Genomic DNA, 17,253 nt, shown 5'->3' with positions numbered 1-17,253 from the left:
GCTGCCGTTTCGAGTCCCATGCTGAAAACCCACGCGTCGCGCCAGACGTGGTTGTTGGTGGTGATGGCCCTGCTGGTGCTGGGGGCTGGCCTGGGCCTCCGTGATCCGTGGCCATCGGATGAGCCACGTTTCGCGCTGGTGGCCAGGCAGATGGTCGACAGTGGTGACTGGTTGTTCCCGCATCGCGGCACCGAACTGTACGCGGACAAGCCGCCGATGCTGATGTGGTGGCAGGCCACGCTGTACGGCCTGGTCGGCCACTGGCGGGTGGCGTTCCTGCTGCCTTCGCTGCTGGCCGCGCTGGGCACGCTGTGGTGCGTGGTCGATCTCGGCCGCCGCCTGTGGACGCGGCAGGTCGGGCTGTACGCGGGCTGGGCCCTGCTGTTCGCACTGCACTTCACCTTCCAGGCGAAGAAGGCGCAGATCGATCCGCTGGTGATGCTGTTCATCACCCTGGCCAACTATGGCCTGCTGCGCCACCTGCTGCTGGGCCCGGCCTGGCGCTGGTGGTGGCTGGGCTGGTTCTTCGCCGGCATCGGGGTGATCACCAAGGGCGTGGGTGTGTTGGCGTTGCTGATGATCGTGCCGGCCGCCATTGCCTCGGCCCTGCATTGGCCCCGTGTGTCCCTGCACGCGCGCGATGGGCGCTTCTGGCTGGCGCCGCTGGCCTTCCTGCTGGCGGTGTCGTTGTGGCTGGTGCCGATGCTGCTGGCCGGGCTGGGCACCGGCTCGGACGAGTACCGTGCCTACATTGACGACATCCTGTTCCGGCAGACGGCGCGTCGCTACACGCAGTCCTGGGACCATCACCAGCCATGGTGGTACTTCTTCGGTGTGATGCCGTCGATGTGGATCCCGGCATTCCTGGCGCTGCCATGGGCGATTCCCGCCTGGCGCCGGCGCCTGCGGCGGCGTGATCCACGTTACCTGCTGCCGCTGGCCTGGTGGTTGCTGGTCGTGCTGTTCTTCTCGATTCCCCATGGCAAGCGCGATGTCTACATCCTGCCGGCATTGCCGATGTTCTGCCTGGCGCTGGCGCCGTTGCTGCCCGGGCTGCTGAGACGGCGCGATGTGCAGGCCGTGCTTGGCGTGTTCACCGTGTTGTTGGCGGCAGGCCTGGCGCTGGTCGGGGCGCTGGCGCTGCTGGGCGGGCCGGGCTACGAGCTGCGCCTGGCCCTGGATCGCGGGCTGCTGACCGGTACCACCGATGCGCTGGCATGGGCGGTGCTGGCGATGGGGATCTGGGCGGCACTGAGCGTGTGGGTGTTCGGGCGACGTCGTGCCCATCTCGCTCTGGTTTCGACCCTGACCGTGGCTTGGGTGCTGTACAGCCTGATCGGCTACCCGCTGCTGAACGATTCAAGCTCCGCGCGCGGTCTGATGCGCGAGGTCGGTGTGCGCATCGGTCCGGAGGCGCAACTGGGGCTGGTGGCCTGGAAGGAGCAGAATCTGCTGATGGCCGATCGCCCGGCGGCGACCTTCGGCTTCGAGGACCGCTGGCACGCGCAGTTGCAGGCCGCCGTGCGCTGGCAGCGACTGGCGCCGCATCGTCGCTGGCTGCTGGTGAATGAAGACGCGCTGCAGGGGTGCGTCGACCGTTCGCGGGCCGCGGTGGCCGGTATCTCCAATCGTCGCCGCTGGTGGCTGGTCCCCGCCGGGGCGGTGGTTGGCTCGTGCACGCCGACGAGGGCGGAGCTGGCGCGTGAGTATCGCCTGCAGGGCCCGCCCGATGAGGACTGAACGAATGAAGCATAAACAGGGCGGGAATGCGGCAACCGGCAGGGCGCTCTGGCCTAGAATGGGCACCGCTCCCGGCACCGTGCCGGTTTTCCGCTACCGACCCGCCGACCGCATCACGTGATCCCGCTTTCCCCGCCCAACACCCGCACCACCGGCCTTCTGGCTGGCGCCTACACCTTGGTGCTGGGTGCGTTGCCGACGCTGTTGATGATCACCATGGAGGGCGGCAGCGCCGGCTTCTACCTGGCGATCCTGTTGTCGATCATCCTGCTGTTGACGCCTTCGGCATCGCCGGCCCTGCTGCCCGGCTCAGCCAGGCGTTATGGCTGGATGGCTGCGGGCATGGCGGTGATGTTGATCGGCGTGTTGACCAGCCTGGCGGTTCACGGCATCTGGAAGGGCTCGGAAGTGGAGAAGGCGGCGCGGCTGCTGTCGATGCTGATGATCCTGTTCGCTGCATTGCGGGTGCCGCGCGCGATTCTCTCCCGCGCTTTGCTGGGAACCTTGCCGGCGGTGTGGTCGGCAGCGGCGATCATCGGCTGGCTGGCGCTGGAAACCGGCGTGCGGCCTGCGACCCAGCAGTTCAACGCGGTGACCTACGGCGATCTGACCCTGCTGTTCGGTGTGCTGAGCCTGTTGTCGCTGGGCCTGCCGGTGACCCGTTTCACCAGGATCGAGGCAACGCTGAAGCTGCTTACCGGTATCCTCGGCCTGATCGCATTCCTGTGGACCCAGACCCGTGGCGGCCTGCTGGCGATTCCCTGCTTCCTGCTGATCGGGCTGCTGGTGATGGGCCGTCGGCTGGGCCGCATGAAGATCCTGCTGGGCCTGGTGCTGGCGGCCGGCGTGGGGGTCATGGCCACCCATGATGGCGCGCTGCGTGATCGCATCGATGCCGGTGTCAACGAGTATGGCGACTGCAGTGCCGACCATCTGGCCGACACCTCGGTCTGCATCCGCCTGCAGCTGTGGACCGCGGCGGGTTACATGATCCGCGAGCAGCCCGTGTTCGGTGTCGGTGGCGGCGATCGTTTCCGCAGGGAGCTGGAGCGGCTGGCCGCCGAGGGCAAGGTCTCGGCGATGGTCGCGCGTGACTTCGGCGAGACCCACAACGACCTGCTGTACTTCCTGGCCACCTACGGTGTGCTGGGTGGGCTGGGCCTGGTGCTGGTGTACCTGGCGCCCGCCCTGGTGTTCCTGCCACGCCTGTGGCGTGGTGATGAACGATCGCGGTTGCATGCTGCGGCGGGCCTGAGCATCTGCGTGGCGTTTGCCGTCTTCGGCGTCACCGAGATGATGCTGCGTGACATGCGCACCGCCTCGTTCTACGCCGCCTGGGTGGCCCTGCTGCTGGCCCTGTCCGAACCGCGCAGTGGAACTCAGGACGCCGCCAGCACCGCCTCGTAGCTGGCCAATGTGGCCTCGGCGAAGGTCTGCAGGCCGAATTCGGCCTGCGCATGGCGACGCGCGGCCATGCCCATCGTCGGCAGGGCGTGCCGCTGTTCGTACATTGCCTGCACCTGCGCTGCGATCGCAGCGACATCGCGGGTGGGTACGACCCAGCCGTCCACGCCCTGCTCGATGTTCTCCGGCAGGCCGGCGTAGTCACTGACCAGCATCGGCTTGCCGCTGGCCATCATCTCGCGGCAGGCGAAGGAAATCGTCTCGATGTCGTTGGACAGCACGAAGCCAGCATCACCGGCGGCGATCAGCGCGCGGGTATCACCCAGCAGGCCGGTGAAGTGCACCTGCGCGGCGACCTCACCCAGGGCCTGCACCTGTTCGCGCTGCTGTGCGCTGGGCAGATGGCCGGCAACCGCCATGTGCACATGGGGCCGGACCGCGTCGGGGAGCAGGACGATGGCCTGAGCCAGGTCGATCCAGCCTTTGTAGTCGTCGGTACCGGCGTTGCTGACCAGCACCAGCGCCAGCGGGTCCCGCGTCCATTGCTGGCGAAGTGCGTGGCCGCTTCCGGCGGGCAGCGGCGAGTAGCGCTCCAGATCGACACCGTTGCGGACCACGTCGATCGGGCAGCGCCGGTACGGCCCCTGTTCCAGCAGGCGTTTGGTGTCGGCTGACACCGCGATCACGCGGTCGGTGGCCCAGCGCGCACGGAAGGCATTGCCCAGCGTATTGGTGGGCTTGCTGTTGTGCTTGGTCAGCACGATCGGCGGGCGACGCATGCCGAGCAGGCCCTGCATCACGAAGCGATGATCGCGCGCGCCGTTGACGTGGACCAGATCGATGCCTTCGTCGCGGACCCGCCGGCGCAGCGCGCGCTGTTCGGCCAGCTGCTGCGGCAGGGTTGGCAGGCCGCTGCCGAAGGCCATCGGCACGGCGGTGGCGATGCCTTCCTCGGCAACGGTACGCAGCAGGCGGCTGTCGGCGGGCGCGGCGACGTGGAGCGTGTGCTGGCCATGCAGGGCACGCGCAAGCGACACGATGTACGTGGTGTGGCCGCCACCGTCGCCATAGTGGAAGTTGGTGTACAGGATTTTCATGGGGGAATCTTCAGGCAACGCGCGGGCAGTGTGACACAGCCGGCTCAGGGCCGGTCCGGACGGACCACGGGGTCGGCCACCGCCTGACCGTTGCCCAGCATCCACAGCATGATGGTCTTCTGTCGCACGTAATTGGCGCGAACATAGGCGTAGACCAGGCCATGCCAGCCGTCGCGGAAGCCGCCGCGGAACAGGAAGCCGCGCCAGAACCGCCAGGCCGGCGCCAGCACCAGCTTGCTCAAGGTGGCCCGCTTGCCGCGCGCGAATTCGTGCTCGGCCATCATCCGCGCGTACTTCTCGGTCTTGGCCAGCTGCTGCTGCAATGAGCGGTAGGGGTAGTGGATCAGGTCGCCCTGCAGGGTAGCGACGCTGCCGTCGACGCTGGCCGCCTCGTGGATCTCGCGCTTGCCGCGCCAGCCGCCCTGGCGGCGGTCGAACAGGCGCATTACCCGGTCCGGGTAGGCGTTGCCATGGCGCAGGAACCTGCCGAAGTATTCCGACAGGCGGGCGAAGCGATAGCCGGTATGGCCGCTGAAGCCACCGTCACGGGCCTGTTCGATGGCCGCACGCAGTTCCGGGCTGATGCGTTCGTCGGCATCCAGGCACAGCACCCAGTCGTGGCTGGCCTGCTCGACGCAGAACGCCTTCTGGCTGCGGAAGCCCTCGAACGTGCGCTGCAGCACGCGGGCGCCGGCGGCCTCGGCGATGGCCACGGTGGCGTCGCTGGAATACGAGTCCACCACCACGATCTCATCGCAGAAGGACAGCGAGGCCAGGCAGTCGCCGATGCGCCCGGCCTCGTTGAACGCGATAATGCAGGCCGAGATGCGAGGCCGTTCGGTGGGAGCGGTCGTGGAGGACATGATGGCCGGGTACCTGTTGTTTGCGACGGAGCGTTATGCGCTGCCTATTCTCGCCCCGTTGGCGCAGGCCTTGCACGCCTCCGGGCAGGAGGTGGCAGCCTGGTTCGAAGGCGGCGCCGCGGGCGGTGCCCTGCCGGGCGTGCCGAACGTCGGCTTGAAGCAGGCCCTGGCGATGCGCCCGCGGGCGGTATTCAGCGCCGCCAACTGGGTGCCGACCTTCCTTTCGGGGGCCAAGGTGCAGCTGTTCCATGGGTTCAATGTGGAGAAGCGGGACAGTGCGCGCGGCCACTTCCGGGTGCGCGGCATGTTTGACCTGTACTGCACCCAGGGCCCGGCCACCACCGCGCCGTTCCGCGAGATCGCCGCCCTGCAGGGCCATTTCGCGGTAGCAGAGACCGGTTGGCCGAAGCTGGACCCGCTGTTCCGCGACGATGGCGGCGAGAGCGCTGCGCTGCGCGCGCCGGCGGGCGAGCGCCCGGTGATCCTGTTCGGTTCGACCTTCACCGAGCGGCTCAGCGCGGCCCCGCACCTGCATGCTCACATTGCCGCCGACATCGCCGCCGGTGAGCGCTACTGGCTGCTGACCCTGCACCCGAAGTGCCCGCCGGAGCTGTTCGAGCGCTACCGCGCGCTGGCCGGTGCCAATGCCCGTTTCATCGAGCCTGAGCAGGTGATGGCCGCGCAGCGTGCTGCCGATGTGCTGGTGTCGGATACCTCGTCGATCGTTTCGGAGTTCATCGTCCAGCACAAGCCGGTGGTGACCTTCCGCAACCGCGTGCCCAAACCGCACATGATTGACTTCGACGATGCGGCGCAGCTGCCGGCAATGCTGCAGCGCGCGCTGCATCCGGACGCCGCGCTGCAGGCGGAGATCGTGCGCTACGCCGATGCCATCCACCCGTATCGCGATGGCCTGTCCAGCGAGCGGGTGATCACCGCTACCGAGGATTTCCTGTCCGGCGAAATGGGCGCGCTGCGGCGCAAGCCGTTCGGCACCTGGCTGCGCGATCTGCAGATCCGCAAGGACCTGGGGTATTGGGGCCCGTCGCAGCGTTGAGGTAGTGCCGGCCGCTGGCCGGCAACCCGGGAAATGTCTGCAGTTGCCGGCCAGCGGCCGGCACTACCTGTAGTGCTTACCAGCGCAGCTTGCGCCGTGCCAGCGCCGCAGCCAACTGCTCCATCACCTGCTGCGCCTGCGCGCGCGGCAGGTGGTGCAGGGTCAGCGCCACGTCGCCATGCGCACCGGCGGTGTCCAGTTGCAGGCTGCTGGTGCCCAGCAGCTTGTCCAGCGGCGAACGCTGCAGGCGCAGGCCCTGCACCTTGTCCAGTTCGGCCCAGCGCCACCAGCGCTTCCACCAGCCGCCGCGCACCGCGACGTAATGATCGTCCAGGTACCAGCCCATGCGCGCCATCTGCCGGTGCGCGACCAGCAGTGCCACCGGCAGCCAGGCCAGCACTACCAGGCCCCAGGGCCCCCAGCGCCAGTACCCGGCCACGGCCAGCAGGGGCACCACCAGCAGCGCGCCCAGGCACAACCGCCACCAGCCACGCTGCGGAATGGCCTGCCACTGCAGCGGCGGCCACTGCAGCTGCGGCAGCAGGTGCTGCACCAGCTGCTCGCAACGCGTACGGGACGCCAGCGGCGCCAGTTCGCGCAGGGCGCGGTCCTCATCGCGCGAGGGCCCGCCAGCGGCGCTGTCGATGCGCAGCTGGCGCAGGCCGAACCAGCGATGCAGGGTGCTTTCGCGCAGTGTCCAGGCCTGGATGCGGCGCCGCGCCACGCTGCTGCGGGTGCGGCTGAGCAGGCCGGCCGATACGGTCAGGCGGCGCTCCTGCTCACTGAGGGTGAAGCCGTGGTAGCGCAGCAGGGTCAGCACCACCGACAGCGCACGCAGTGCCAGCCACCCCAGCAGCAAGGCCGCGGCCAGCAGCAGGAAGGCGCCGGCCACGCCGGGGTGCAGGTGGCTGGCATAGCCGAAGGCCTCGCGGCCGCCGCGCTGGAGGGCGTCGTCCATCACCGGCCGCGGCACGGTCTGGAACAGCACGCCGAACGCGGCGATCGCCAGCGCCCAACCGCGGTTGGAGAGCAGCCCCATGCGCACCACGTCCCAGCTCGACAGGCGCAGCAACACGTGTTCGCTGTCAGCGTCGGCCACCTGCCCTGATGTGGCCATGTCGTCAGCCTGTGGCGCCTGCCCGCGTTGGCGCACCAGCCGTTCCAAGGCCAGTGCCTGGTCCAGCTTCAGTACCCGCATCTCCGCTTCCGGACGCACGCCGCCGGCCGATTCCAGGCGCAGCTCGGCCACGCCGAACAGGCGGTGCAGCGGGTTCTGCCGCACTTCCACGTTGTGAATGCGGGCGAACGGAATCTCGCGCCGGTTGCGCGCGAGCAGGCCGCTGCGCACGGTGATCGCATCGCTGCCGATGCGGTAGCGGTAGCTGAGGTACTGCAGCACCGACACCAGCACCAGCACGGCAATCGCCGACAGCGGAATGAGCTGGGCCCACATCGGATCGCGGTCACCGCGCTGGCCGAACACCAGCAGCGCCACCAGCGGCAGGAAGTAGTGGCGCAGCTGCATCAGCAGCACGAACAGCCACGACCACGGGTGCAGGCGATGATCCTCGCCACCGTTGGGCAGCGACGCGGGCAGGGGGGGCGGCTGGCTCACAGGGCGTCGGCGTCCTGGTCGAGCTGGTGCGAGAGGGTGTCGCGCAGGCGCTCGGCATCGGCCTCGTCCAGGCCGCTCACCGTGACCGCGCTCATGCGGGTGCCGGCGGTGTGCACGATCAGCGTGGCCAACCCGGCACGGCGCTCCAGCGGACCACGGCGCAGGTCCAGGTGCTGTACGCGCGAAATGGGAATGCGCGTTTCCAGCTGCCACATCAGATCGCGGCGCAGGCCCAGTCCCTGCGCATCCAGGCGCCAGCGGGTGCGGGTCAGGCGCCGGCGGCCGAGCCAGGCGCCGAACACGATGCCCACCAGCAGCCCGGCCGCAGCGCCCCACAGGCCGGCGGGCAGATCGAAGAACCACCAGGCCGCTGCGAGCGGAAGGCCTGGCACGAACAGGCCGCCGAACGCGCCTTCCAGTGCTGCCAGGCGCGCGGCGCGTGCTGGCAGCGCCTGCCAGTCAGAGGTGAGCAGTGCAGGTATCGAGGCTTCGGTCACGCGGGCTCCGTCAGGCAGCAGGGCAGGCGATGGCGGCGACGGCCGCATCGCGCAGACGGTAGCAGGTCGGCCGTATTACTGGGCAGCCTGGATCAGCGCGTCGACATCCAGCATGTGGCCGGCACGATCGGCCTTGGTACGCAGGTAGTGTTCGTTCTCGGCGGTGATCTCGCCGGTGACCGGGATACAGTCCAGCACCTCGATGCCGGCGTTGCGCAGGCGCTGCGCCTTGGTCGGGTTGTTGCTGAGCAGGGCCACGCGCGCGATGCCCAGGCCCCGCAGCATTGCCACCGCGCTGCCGTAGCGGCGTTCGTCGGCACCAAAGCCCAGCTGTGCATCGGCGTCGATGGTGTCCAGGCCGTCGTGCTGGTAGCCGTAAGCACGCATCTTCGCGGCGATGCCGGTGCCACGGCCTTCCTGGTCCAGGTACAGCAGCACGCCGCCGCCCAGTTCCTTCAGCTTGCGCAGGCCACGCCGCAGCTGGTCGCCGCAGTCGCACTTGAGTGAACCGAACAGGTCGCCGGTCAGGCAAGAGGAATGCACCCGCACCGGGACCACGGCTGACAGGTCCGGTTCGCCGACGATGATCGCCACCTGGTCGCGCTGGGCCACGCCGCCGCGGAACACCGCGAAGGTGGTCATGCCGACGTCGCGCAGCGGCACCGGTGAACGTGCCACCAGTTCGTAATCGTGGGCGGCATGCGCCGCGCCTTCAGCCAGGTCGCACAGCGCGACTTCGGCCGCGCCATCGAAGGTGCGGTCATCGGCGTCCAGGCGCACCGCCACCATCGCCGGCAGCAGCAGGCCAAGCCGGGCCAGTTCAACAGCGCCGGCATCGAAGGCGTCACCGGCGCTCCAGCCGTCCGGCATCGGGCCCGGCTCGCGCAGGTAGCCCAACGAGGGCAGGGCGTCGAAGGCAACACCGGCCAGCGGCAGGCGCGCACCTTGCGGGGCCTCCACGCCAAGCACGCGGGCGCGGGTGGCGGTCAGGAACAGGTAATGCCGCTCGCGGGCGGCACTGGCGAAGGCGGCGAAGCTGCTGGCCGTGGCGCTGTCCAAGGCGATTACCGCCAGGCGCTGGCCCTGGCCATCGTGGAGCAGGACCGGGCGACCGGCACGCAGTTCGGCCACCGCGCGCTCGCAGCGGATCGCGGCCGGATCGCCGAACAGGGAAGAAGCAGACATGGCAGGACCGGGGGAGGCAGACATCGGTGTCTCTATGGGGGCGCCAGCGTCGTATTCAACGTGCTGCGGCGGTCTGTCGCAGGCCGGCGGGAGCTGCTTTCAGTGCGGATGCTCTTCGGTCGCATACGGGTCTTCCTCGTCGCTGCCCGGTGGTCGCAGGGTATAGCGCTTGTAGGTCCACTGGTACTGCGCCGGGTCCCGGCGGGCGATCCGCTCGATGCCGGCGTTGAGCGCGGTGGCGGCCACCTGCGGGTCCGGGTCGGCCACGGCCGGGTCGGTCGGCTCGATGTGCAGGGCGAATTCCATGTCCGGGCCGATCCGCTCGCACCAGCCGTACAGCACGGTGGCCCCGGTGCGCTCGGCCAGGCGGTTGACCAGGGTCATGGTCAGTGCCTGCACACCGAAGAACGGCACGAACACGCCATCGCCGGCCTTGGGCTGCTGGTCGGGCAGGATGCCGGTGGCACCGCCGTCCTTGAGTACCTTGAACAGCTGGCGCACGGCCGGGCCTTCGGCGCGCACCTGCTGCACGTTCTGGCCGCCGCGAACGATCTGCAGGAAGGCGTCGCTGGCCTCGTCCTCCGGCGGCTTGTAGACGATGGCGATCTGCCCGCGCGAGGCCAGCCACTGGTTCAGCAGCTCCCAGTTGCCGAAGTGCGGCGCGGCCACGATCACGCCCTTGCCACTGGCCAGCGCTGCGTCGTACAGGGCCTCGCCATGGCGCTGTTTCAGGTGCAGGCGCAGGTTGTCGGCGGGTTCCTGGCTCCACAGGCGCAGGGTCTCGATGGCCTGCAGGGCGGTGGAGCGCAGCAGCTCGCGGTGCAGCTGGTCGCGCGCGGTGCGGTCCAGTTCCGGATAGGCCAGTTCCAGGTTGCGCCGGGTGACGCGGCTCTCGCGGGCGTTGAGATTGATCCACGCCCACGCCAGGGCGCGCGCGAATCCCCGCAGCAGTGGCCAGGGCAGGCGGGCGAACAGGGTGGTGGCGCGGTAGACCAGCCGGGCTTTGCGTTGCGGATTCATCGGTGCCAGTTTAGCCAAGGGCGCTGCTATCGTGGCCCGCCCGTTCATTGGAAGCCCGCAGATGCTCGTCCTGATCCAACGTGCCAGCCAGGCCGCCGTCCATGTGGATGATGAAGTGGTGGGGCAGATCGGCCCCGGCCTGCTGGCGCTGGTGGGGATGGAGCCGGGCGATACCGAGGCCCAGCTGCAGCGGATGGCCGAGCGCCTGCTGGGCTATCGGGTGTTCGCCGACGAGGCCGGAAAGATGAACAGATCATTGCGCGACACCGGTGGCGGGCTGCTGCTGGTCAGTCAGTTCACCCTGGCCGCAGATACCCGTTCGGGCATGCGCCCGAGTTTCACCAGCGCCGCTCCGCCGGCAGAGGCTGAACAGGGGTTCAATCGATTTGTCGAGATCTGTCGTGAAAATCACGCGCCGGGGGTGGAAACGGGCCGATTTGGTGCCCATATGGTCGTCAGCCTGGTCAATGACGGTCCCGTGACCTTCCTTCTCAGGCCCTGAGCCTGCGGGACCACCGCCCGGCAGGCGGGGCCCCGGGCTGGTATAATGCTACGTTCCCTATTTCTCCCTAGCCGGTGGCGCGAGCACTACATGGCCAACGAACGTCCTGCCCAATCCGAAATCAAGCAACTGATCAGCAAGGGCCTGGAACAGGGCTACCTGACCTACGCCGAAGTCAATGACCATCTGCCGGACGATATGGTCGACCCGGAACAGATCGAAGACATCATCGGCATGATCAACGGCATGGGCATTGATGTCCATGAAGTTGCGCCGGATGTGGAAACCCTGCTTCTCAATGACGGCAACACCGGTAACCGCGAAGTCGATGACACCGCGGCCGAAGAAGCTGCCGCCGCGCTGAGCGCACTCGACACCGAAGGTGGCCGTACCACCGACCCGGTGCGCATGTACATGCGCGAAATGGGCACCGTCGAGCTGCTGACCCGCGAAGGCGAAATCGCCATCGCCAAGCGCATCGAGGAAGGCCTTTCGCAGGTGCAGGCCGCACTGGGCCAGTTCCCGGTGTCGGTCGAATCGCTGTTGAACGATTACGAAGCCCACAAGGAAGGCAAGAAGCGCCTGGCCGAAGTGATCGTCGGCTTCAACGACCTGGCTGAAGAAGTGGCCGCCCCGGCCGCGCCCGCTGCCTCCGATGACGGTGACGACGCCGACGCTGACGAGGAAGAGGAAGAGGACGATGATGTCGACGGCGGCGATGAAGAAGCCGCACCGACCGGTCCGGACCCGGAGGAAGTCGCCGCGCGCATGCAGGCGCTGAGCGATGCCTTCAATGCGTTCAAGAAGGCTGTGGCCAAGGGCGACAAGAAGAGCCTGCTGAAGCTCCGCGAGGAGATGTCGGCGGTGTTCGTCACTCTGAAGCTGCCGCTGCCGCTGACCGACGTGCTGACCAAGCAGCTGCGCGACACCATGGCCGGCATCAAGGCCCATGAGCGCCGCGTGCTGAACCTGGCGACCGTCACCGCACGCATGCCGCGCAAGGACTTCATCCGCTCCTGGGAAGGCAACCAGACCAACCTGGAGTGGGTGGAAGACGCACTGAAGCGCAAGCAGAAGTGGTCTTCGGCCCTGCGCGAAGTGAAGGACCAGATCATCGCCGAACAGCAGGCGACGATCGACATCGAGAAGCTGACCCAGCTGGACCTGGACGATCTGAAGGAACTCAGCCGTGCCATGGCCTACGGCGAAGCCAAGGCGCGCAAGGCCAAGAAGGAAATGGTCGAGGCCAACCTGCGCCTGGTGATCTCGATCGCCAAGAAGTACACCAACCGCGGCCTGCAGTTCCTCGACCTGATCCAGGAAGGCAACATCGGCCTGATGAAGGCGGTGGACAAGTTCGAATACCGTCGTGGCTACAAGTTCTCCACGTATGCGACCTGGTGGATCCGCCAGGCCATCACCCGTTCGATCGCCGATCAGGCGCGCACCATCCGTATCCCGGTGCACATGATCGAAACGATCAACAAGTTGAACCGCATTTCCCGCCAGATGCTCCAGCAGTACGGCCGCGAGGCTACGCCGGAGGAGCTGGCCAAGGAAATGGACATGCCGGAAGACAAGATCCGCAAGGTGATGAAGATCGCCAAGGAGCCGATCTCGATGGAAACCCCGATCGGCGACGACGAGGATTCCCATCTGGGCGACTTCATCGAGGACACCAACGTGGAGTCCCCGATCGAGAACACCACCAACATCAATCTGTCTGAAACCGTGCGCGACGTGCTGGCCGGCCTCACCCCGCGTGAAGCCAAGGTGCTGCGCATGCGCTTCGGCATCGACATGAACACCGACCACACCCTCGAGGAAGTCGGCAAGCAGTTCGACGTGACCCGCGAGCGCATCCGCCAGATCGAAGCGAAGGCCCTGCGCAAGCTGCGTCACCCGAGCCGCTCGGAGCAGCTGCGCAGCTTCCTGGATATCGACTGATTTCCAGCGACTGTTGAAGCCTTGAGAGAAACCCCGCTTCGGCGGGGTTTTTCTTTGCCCACCACATCCCTGTAAAGCCGAGCCTTTGCTTGGCTGAGACTTATAATTACGTAACAAATAATGTAACAAAGGCCCGCGTCGAAGCTGGCTCTTCGTGAATATGCCCATTATTTTCAAGCTCATAGGTGCACGGCCGCGCTTGCAGTCCCGCTTTTTTGATGCTAATTACGTAACAAATTTCGTATTACGTAATGCACATGCCACGCGCTCAACGCCCACAGGTACCGGATCTGATCGCTCAGCTGGCCCCCGGCCAGCCGCTACCTGCCGCGGCGCTGGCCGAGCGTCTGGGGGTGGACCGGATGGCGCTCAGCCGGCTGGTGGCCGCCAGTGGCCCGCAGGTGGTGCGCATGGGCAGCACCCGGGCAACCGCCTATGCGCTGCGGCGGCCCACCCGGGTCGGCAGCGAATGGCCGCTGTACCGGCTGCGCGAAGATGCGACGCTGGAGGAGCTGGGGCGGGTAATTGCGCTGGTAGGAGGCGGCTTCCACGTCGATGCCGGGCCTGACTGTCCGAACCTGCGACGCGCGCCCGAAGGTGACGTTGCCGCCTTCTTTCCTGACTTGCCGTGGTACCTGGATGACCTGCGACCGCAGGGCTTTCTTGGTCGCAGCTTCGCCCATGGCCGTGCGCAGGCGCTCGGCCTGCCGAAGGACCTCAAGAGCTGGCAACCGGACGATGTGTTGATGGTCCTGGTAACCGCTGGCGGGACTGAAGCGGGCGATCTGCTGCTCGGTACCGCCGCCGTGGAGGCGGCGATGGAGACGTTGCAGGTGCCGATCGATCGGGTTGCGGCCGACGATCGTCTTGCACATTATCGCGAGCGTGCGCGTGCTGCGCTGGACGGAGAGGACGTGGGCTCCTCGCCGGGTGGCGAGCAACCCAAGTTCACCGCCACCGTAGAGGCCTACGGCAGGCGCCGCTCGGTCCTGGTCAAGTTCGCGCAACCCGATGAAGGCGCCGCCGCCCAGCGTTGGAGCGATCTGCTGGTCTGCGAACATCTGGCGCTTGAGGCCCTGCGCGAGTCCGGACAAGCCGCGGCGTCCAGCGAACTGCTGCAGTCGCCCACGCACACCTTCCTGGAAATCGAGCGCTTCGACCGCACGCCCGATCTGCTGGGGCGGCGAGGCCTGGTCTCGCTGCTGTCGCTATCGTCAGCGTTCACCGGCGAGGTCACCCCAGCGTGGCCGGTTGCAGGCGCCGAACTGCGTGATCAAGGCTGGCTGACGGCCGACACCGTGCAGGCGATGGGCCGACGCCACGCGTTCGGGCGGCTGATCGGCAACAGCGACATGCACCACGGCAACATCGCCTTCCACTTCATTGATCGCGGCCCGCTGCCATTGGCGCCGGTCTACGACATGCTGCCGATGTCGCTGGCGCCGTCAAAGCTGGGCGTGTTGCGCGCGGACGAGCCGCTGTCGCCGGTCGCGCCGCTGGGCAGTGGTGATCTGCAGCATCTGCGCTGGGCGGCACCGGTGGCTGAAGCATTCTGGCAGTGTGTGGCTGTTGACGGGCGGATCCAGTCGCCAGCAATGCGGTCATTGGCGGGGGCGAACGCCGAGCGGGTGCGGGAGATGGGCGAGCGGTTTGGGTGAGCCAGCTGTTGCGCAAGCCTAGGCGCGTGGCGTTGCGCAGCGATGGCTGAGGGTTTTTCAGTGTGTCTTGGCGCCGGCGGGTAGCCGGTTGAGCGCAGGCTCCACTACACTGTGACGCTGCGCCGGGCCTATAGCTCAACGGTTAGAGCAGGGGACTCATAATCCCTTGGTTCCAGGTTCGAATCCTGGTGGGCCCACCAATTCAGCGTGCATGATCGGCTGCTGGTCTCCTCTTCCCCGCGCGCACTGCCTTCAAGGCAACATCTGATCCACACGCAAGGATCGAACATGCCCGACACCCGCGCCCCGGTGGAAGACTTCACCACTGAAATCGAAGACAGCCGGCATCTGTTCGCCTGGTGCCTGGTGCGCTACGGCCAGATTCCCGAAGCGCTGGCAATCGAACAGGCACGCGAACGTTATCCCGACCAGACCGCCGGCCACGAATACGAGCACGAACTGCTCTTCCACGACGAGCCCTGGCATTGGGCGATGCTGCATGTGCTGGGCGAAGGGTACTGGCACCAGAACCCGGAACTGTTGCAGCCGTCGCTGGAGTACGACACCGAATCGGACGCGCTGTGCCTGGCGCGCGGCGAGCCGATTCCCTTGCTGGATGAGGATGAGTATCTCGGTGCGCTTGCGCACGCGCGCCATATGCATGCGTGGACGTTGATCCATCAGGCAGGGATTGACGAAGAGCAGGCACAGCGGCAGGCGCTTGAGTACTACGCGTACTTTCCGCCGCATCATCGCTGGCGCATGTGCGTTCACGATGCGCGCGCTGCATGGGTCGACGTGATGAGCGTGCTGCACATCAATGACTACTGGAGCCGGCCCGAACTGCAGAGGCCGCCTGAGGCGTACTGGCGCGCGTCACGTGCATTCGCCCTGGCACAGGGGTTTCAGCTGCCGGAAACTCCGCCTCCCTCATGAGAGGGCGCTGCAAGGGTGGCATGATGCGGCTTCCACCGATCCGCACGTTCAGGAGCCCGCATGAAACCCAGTGCCCGCATGTTCGTCGCCCTGACCGCCGTCGCTGCATTGCCTGCCGCTGCAGAGCCTTCCGAATCTCCCAAGCGCCCTTCCGTTGAAACCCTGCAGCGCCTGATCGTCGACAAGGCACCACAGACGCGCGTGCAAACACCGGACCACGAGCGCATCACCGCACGGCGCATCGATATCGTCGATGACACGGGGGTGATCCGCATGACGCTGTCCGGAAAGACACCGGCACCGATCATCGATGGCCTGCAGTACAAGCGCGCCTTCAATGTGGCCGGCATGGTGCTGTACGACGACCAAGGCAGCGAACGCGGTGGCTTCGGCACCGCCGATGTCGACGGCGGCATGGCGGTGCTTGCGCTGGACCATCCGGCGATGGATGCGATCGGCTGGCGGGTATCACCCGATGGTGCGGTGAGTTTTTCGATCAACCAGGCGCCGAAACTGATCCGTGAGCCTGCATTGGGCAACAAGCTGATTCCTGGGGTGCAAGCACCGACCCGCATCGGTCTGGTGGTCGGGCCTGACGGCACGCCGGCCATTGCCTTGAACGACAAGGCAGACCGCACGCGACTGCGGCTGACTGTCACTGCGGAAGGCTACGGCGCGATCGAGTTCCTCGATGCGCAGGGCAAGGTGATCCACACATTGGCGCCGGAGGCTGAACTTCGGCGCTAGCACGTGCGGGTCGCCGATCGGCGCTTACCCGCGCCGCCCCTTGCCATCAATGCTGTACCGCCCGGCCCCGGTGCAGGCCAGCAGCAGGAAGCCACCGGCCAGCCCCAGGTTCTTCAGGAACATGATCTGTTGGGTCTGGTCGGCGAAGTTGTGATGGAAGATGAAAGCGGTGACCAGGCTGAAACCCACCAGCACGATCGACACCAGCCGGGTCTGGAAGCCGAACAGGATGCACAGTCCGCTGCCGATCTCGAAGGCGATGGTGGGCCAGAGCAGGATGCCGGGCACGCCCATCGCTTCCATGTAGCCCTGGGTGCCGCTGAGATCACCGAGCTTGCCCAGGCCGGAGATGAGGAACAGCGCCATCAGCAGGATGCGTGCAAGCAGGTAAGCGAGCGAATGGGATGAGTGGCTCACGTCGGTGTCCTCGGAGATGGCCGGCGAAGGCGATCGGAGCCCACCGGCAGTGAAGCCCGTGTCTACGCCAAGGGCAACGCCTTGACAGCTGGCCGTCCGCAGGAGACCTTTCTCCCATGACGATTGATATTGAATCGCTCAGCCTTCGGGAGCTGGGCGCCTTGGTGGTTGCCGCTGAACAGCGGAAACAGCTGATTTCCAGCCGCCGTCCGGCCAGTGCGGTACGGCGGATGTTGAAGGCCGCCGCGGCCGAAGCCGGTTACACCCTCGAAGAACTCTTCGGTGGCGAAGCCTCGGAAACACCTGCGCCCGCCCGCAAATCCGCCCGCCGTAAATCCGGCAAAGTCGCGCCCAAGTATCGCGACCCGGAATACAAGCGCCTGACCTGGACCGGTCGCGGGCGCATGCCGCGCTGGTTGGCGTCCAAGGTGTCGATGGGCCACAAGGCCACCGATTTCCTGATTCCTGGCTTGGCCAGGCCGACCGCTGGCAAGACCAGCACCATCGGCAAGCGGACCGTCATCAAGAAGGGATGAGGCTGCGGCACTGCTACCCTGCCCGGGTCTTT

General features: G+C 67.0%; 16 protein-coding genes and 1 tRNA gene. 10 read left to right on the top strand and 7 right to left on the bottom strand.

What is annotated here, in order from left to right; all coding sequences use genetic code 11:
* The first annotated feature begins 18 nt into the window (after nucleotides 1–18).
* Together AC3ITW_RS19685 and AC3ITW_RS19680 are read left to right on the top strand one after the other, a co-directional pair.
* Nucleotides 19–1,740: a glycosyltransferase family 39 protein gene (locus AC3ITW_RS19685; RefSeq protein WP_489389860.1), complete on the top strand. Its 1,722-nt coding sequence runs from the start codon at nucleotides 19–21 to the stop codon at nucleotides 1,738–1,740.
* A 117-nt stretch (nucleotides 1,741–1,857) separates the two neighbouring features.
* Nucleotides 1,858–3,147: an O-antigen ligase family protein gene (locus AC3ITW_RS19680; protein WP_006395824.1), complete on the top strand. Its 1,290-nt coding sequence runs from the start codon at nucleotides 1,858–1,860 to the stop codon at nucleotides 3,145–3,147.
* Here AC3ITW_RS19680 and AC3ITW_RS19675 read toward each other — a convergent pair.
* Nucleotides 3,120–4,241 (bottom strand): glycosyltransferase family 4 protein, encoded by a 1,122-nt coding sequence (locus AC3ITW_RS19675; RefSeq protein ID WP_012512219.1) that lies wholly within the window; start codon nucleotides 4,239–4,241, stop codon nucleotides 3,120–3,122. The two genes, AC3ITW_RS19680 and AC3ITW_RS19675, sit on opposite strands and share 28 nt — an antisense overlap.
* A 44-nt stretch (nucleotides 4,242–4,285) precedes the next feature.
* Complete coding sequence (locus AC3ITW_RS19670; protein ID WP_489389859.1) at nucleotides 4,286–5,104, bottom strand: glycosyltransferase family 2 protein; 819 nt, start codon at nucleotides 5,102–5,104, stop codon at nucleotides 4,286–4,288.
* On the opposite strand from AC3ITW_RS19670, the gene AC3ITW_RS19665 reads away from it, so the two are divergent.
* Nucleotides 5,103–6,161 (top strand): CDP-glycerol glycerophosphotransferase family protein, encoded by a 1,059-nt coding sequence (locus tag AC3ITW_RS19665; RefSeq protein WP_032973195.1) that lies wholly within the window; start codon nucleotides 5,103–5,105, stop codon nucleotides 6,159–6,161. The two genes, AC3ITW_RS19670 and AC3ITW_RS19665, sit on opposite strands and share 2 nt — an antisense overlap.
* A gap of 76 nt (nucleotides 6,162–6,237) precedes the next feature.
* On the opposite strand, the gene AC3ITW_RS19660 is transcribed toward AC3ITW_RS19665, so the two are convergent.
* The 4 genes from AC3ITW_RS19660 to AC3ITW_RS19645 form a co-directional block, all read right to left on the bottom strand.
* Nucleotides 6,238–7,776 carry a PH domain-containing protein gene (locus AC3ITW_RS19660; protein ID WP_489389858.1) on the bottom strand — a complete coding sequence of 513 codons (1,539 nt, stop codon included), beginning with the start codon at nucleotides 7,774–7,776 and terminating at the stop codon, nucleotides 6,238–6,240.
* The gene (locus AC3ITW_RS19655; protein WP_489389857.1) at nucleotides 7,773–8,321 is read right to left on the bottom strand and encodes a PH domain-containing protein; all 549 of its coding nucleotides are present in this window, start codon (nucleotides 8,319–8,321) and stop codon (nucleotides 7,773–7,775) included. Before AC3ITW_RS19655 ends, AC3ITW_RS19660 begins: the two co-directional genes overlap by 4 nt.
* Nucleotides 8,322–8,348: 27 nt before the next feature.
* Nucleotides 8,349–9,482: a GTP cyclohydrolase II RibA gene (gene ribA / locus AC3ITW_RS19650; protein WP_012512214.1), complete on the bottom strand. Its 1,134-nt coding sequence runs from the start codon at nucleotides 9,480–9,482 to the stop codon at nucleotides 8,349–8,351.
* A 75-nt stretch (nucleotides 9,483–9,557) separates the two neighbouring features.
* Nucleotides 9,558–10,478: a lauroyl acyltransferase gene (locus AC3ITW_RS19645; protein ID WP_489389856.1), complete on the bottom strand. Its 921-nt coding sequence runs from the start codon at nucleotides 10,476–10,478 to the stop codon at nucleotides 9,558–9,560.
* Nucleotides 10,479–10,539: 61 nt separating this feature from the next.
* Here AC3ITW_RS19645 and dtd point away from each other — a divergent pair, with 61 nt between their 5' ends.
* The 6 genes from dtd (at nucleotide 10,540) to AC3ITW_RS19615 (ending at nucleotide 16,268) form a co-directional block, all read left to right on the top strand.
* Entirely contained in the window at nucleotides 10,540–10,980 is a 441-nt protein-coding gene (gene dtd / locus AC3ITW_RS19640; RefSeq protein ID WP_012512212.1) for a D-aminoacyl-tRNA deacylase, read from the top strand.
* Nucleotides 10,981–11,070: 90 nt separating this feature from the next.
* On the top strand, nucleotides 11,071–12,927 hold the full coding sequence (rpoD, locus tag AC3ITW_RS19635; protein ID WP_065724608.1) for an RNA polymerase sigma factor RpoD: 1,857 nt from the start codon (nucleotides 11,071–11,073) through the stop codon (nucleotides 12,925–12,927).
* A gap of 257 nt (nucleotides 12,928–13,184) precedes the next feature.
* On the top strand, nucleotides 13,185–14,585 hold the full coding sequence (gene yjjJ / locus AC3ITW_RS19630; protein WP_489389855.1) for a type II toxin-antitoxin system HipA family toxin YjjJ: 1,401 nt from the start codon (nucleotides 13,185–13,187) through the stop codon (nucleotides 14,583–14,585).
* Nucleotides 14,586–14,709: 124 nt separating this feature from the next.
* A tRNA-Ile gene (locus AC3ITW_RS19625) sits at nucleotides 14,710–14,785 on the top strand.
* A gap of 88 nt (nucleotides 14,786–14,873) precedes the next feature.
* Nucleotides 14,874–15,521 carry a hypothetical protein gene (locus AC3ITW_RS19620; protein ID WP_489389854.1) on the top strand — a complete coding sequence of 216 codons (648 nt, stop codon included), beginning with the start codon at nucleotides 14,874–14,876 and terminating at the stop codon, nucleotides 15,519–15,521.
* A 60-nt stretch (nucleotides 15,522–15,581) separates the two neighbouring features.
* Complete coding sequence (locus tag AC3ITW_RS19615; protein WP_489389853.1) at nucleotides 15,582–16,268, top strand: hypothetical protein; 687 nt, start codon at nucleotides 15,582–15,584, stop codon at nucleotides 16,266–16,268.
* A 24-nt stretch (nucleotides 16,269–16,292) separates the two neighbouring features.
* On the opposite strand, the gene AC3ITW_RS19610 is transcribed toward AC3ITW_RS19615, so the two are convergent.
* Complete coding sequence (locus AC3ITW_RS19610) at nucleotides 16,293–16,685, bottom strand: DoxX family protein (protein ID WP_489389852.1); 393 nt, start codon at nucleotides 16,683–16,685, stop codon at nucleotides 16,293–16,295.
* Between the two features lie 116 nt (nucleotides 16,686–16,801).
* On the opposite strand from AC3ITW_RS19610, the gene AC3ITW_RS19605 reads away from it, so the two are divergent.
* Complete coding sequence (locus AC3ITW_RS19605) at nucleotides 16,802–17,221, top strand: H-NS histone family protein (RefSeq protein WP_006395620.1); 420 nt, start codon at nucleotides 16,802–16,804, stop codon at nucleotides 17,219–17,221.
* The last annotated feature ends 32 nt before the right edge of the window (nucleotides 17,222–17,253 follow it).

This window comes from Stenotrophomonas sp. KH_052, from assembly GCF_057838755.1.
Note: the sequence above shows the minus strand (reverse complement) of the source record. Positions and strands in the feature narration are given on the sequence as shown.

Bases quoted from the DNA above. Each gene is read 5' to 3' on its own strand.
- AC3ITW_RS19685 (WP_489389860.1), top strand. From the start codon at position 19: ATGCTGAAAACCCACGCGTCGCGCCAGACGTGGTTGTTGGTGGTGATG.
- AC3ITW_RS19675 (WP_012512219.1), bottom strand. From the start codon at position 4,241: ATGAAAATCCTGTACACCAACTTCCACTATGGCGACGGTGGCGGCCAC.
- AC3ITW_RS19665 (WP_032973195.1), top strand. From the start codon at position 5,103: ATGATGGCCGGGTACCTGTTGTTTGCGACGGAGCGTTATGCGCTGCCT.
- AC3ITW_RS19670 (WP_489389859.1), bottom strand. From the start codon at position 5,104: ATGTCCTCCACGACCGCTCCCACCGAACGGCCTCGCATCTCGGCCTGC.
- AC3ITW_RS19655 (WP_489389857.1), bottom strand. From the start codon at position 8,321: ATGCGGCCGTCGCCGCCATCGCCTGCCCTGCTGCCTGACGGAGCCCGC.
- ribA (WP_012512214.1), bottom strand. From the start codon at position 9,482: ATGTCTGCCTCCCCCGGTCCTGCCATGTCTGCTTCTTCCCTGTTCGGC.
- AC3ITW_RS19645 (WP_489389856.1), bottom strand. From the start codon at position 10,478: ATGAATCCGCAACGCAAAGCCCGGCTGGTCTACCGCGCCACCACCCTG.
- dtd (WP_012512212.1), top strand. From the start codon at position 10,540: ATGCTCGTCCTGATCCAACGTGCCAGCCAGGCCGCCGTCCATGTGGAT.
- rpoD (WP_065724608.1), top strand. From the start codon at position 11,071: ATGGCCAACGAACGTCCTGCCCAATCCGAAATCAAGCAACTGATCAGC.
- yjjJ (WP_489389855.1), top strand. From the start codon at position 13,185: ATGCCACGCGCTCAACGCCCACAGGTACCGGATCTGATCGCTCAGCTG.
- AC3ITW_RS19620 (WP_489389854.1), top strand. From the start codon at position 14,874: ATGCCCGACACCCGCGCCCCGGTGGAAGACTTCACCACTGAAATCGAA.
- AC3ITW_RS19615 (WP_489389853.1), top strand. From the start codon at position 15,582: ATGAAACCCAGTGCCCGCATGTTCGTCGCCCTGACCGCCGTCGCTGCA.
- AC3ITW_RS19605 (WP_006395620.1), top strand. From the start codon at position 16,802: ATGACGATTGATATTGAATCGCTCAGCCTTCGGGAGCTGGGCGCCTTG.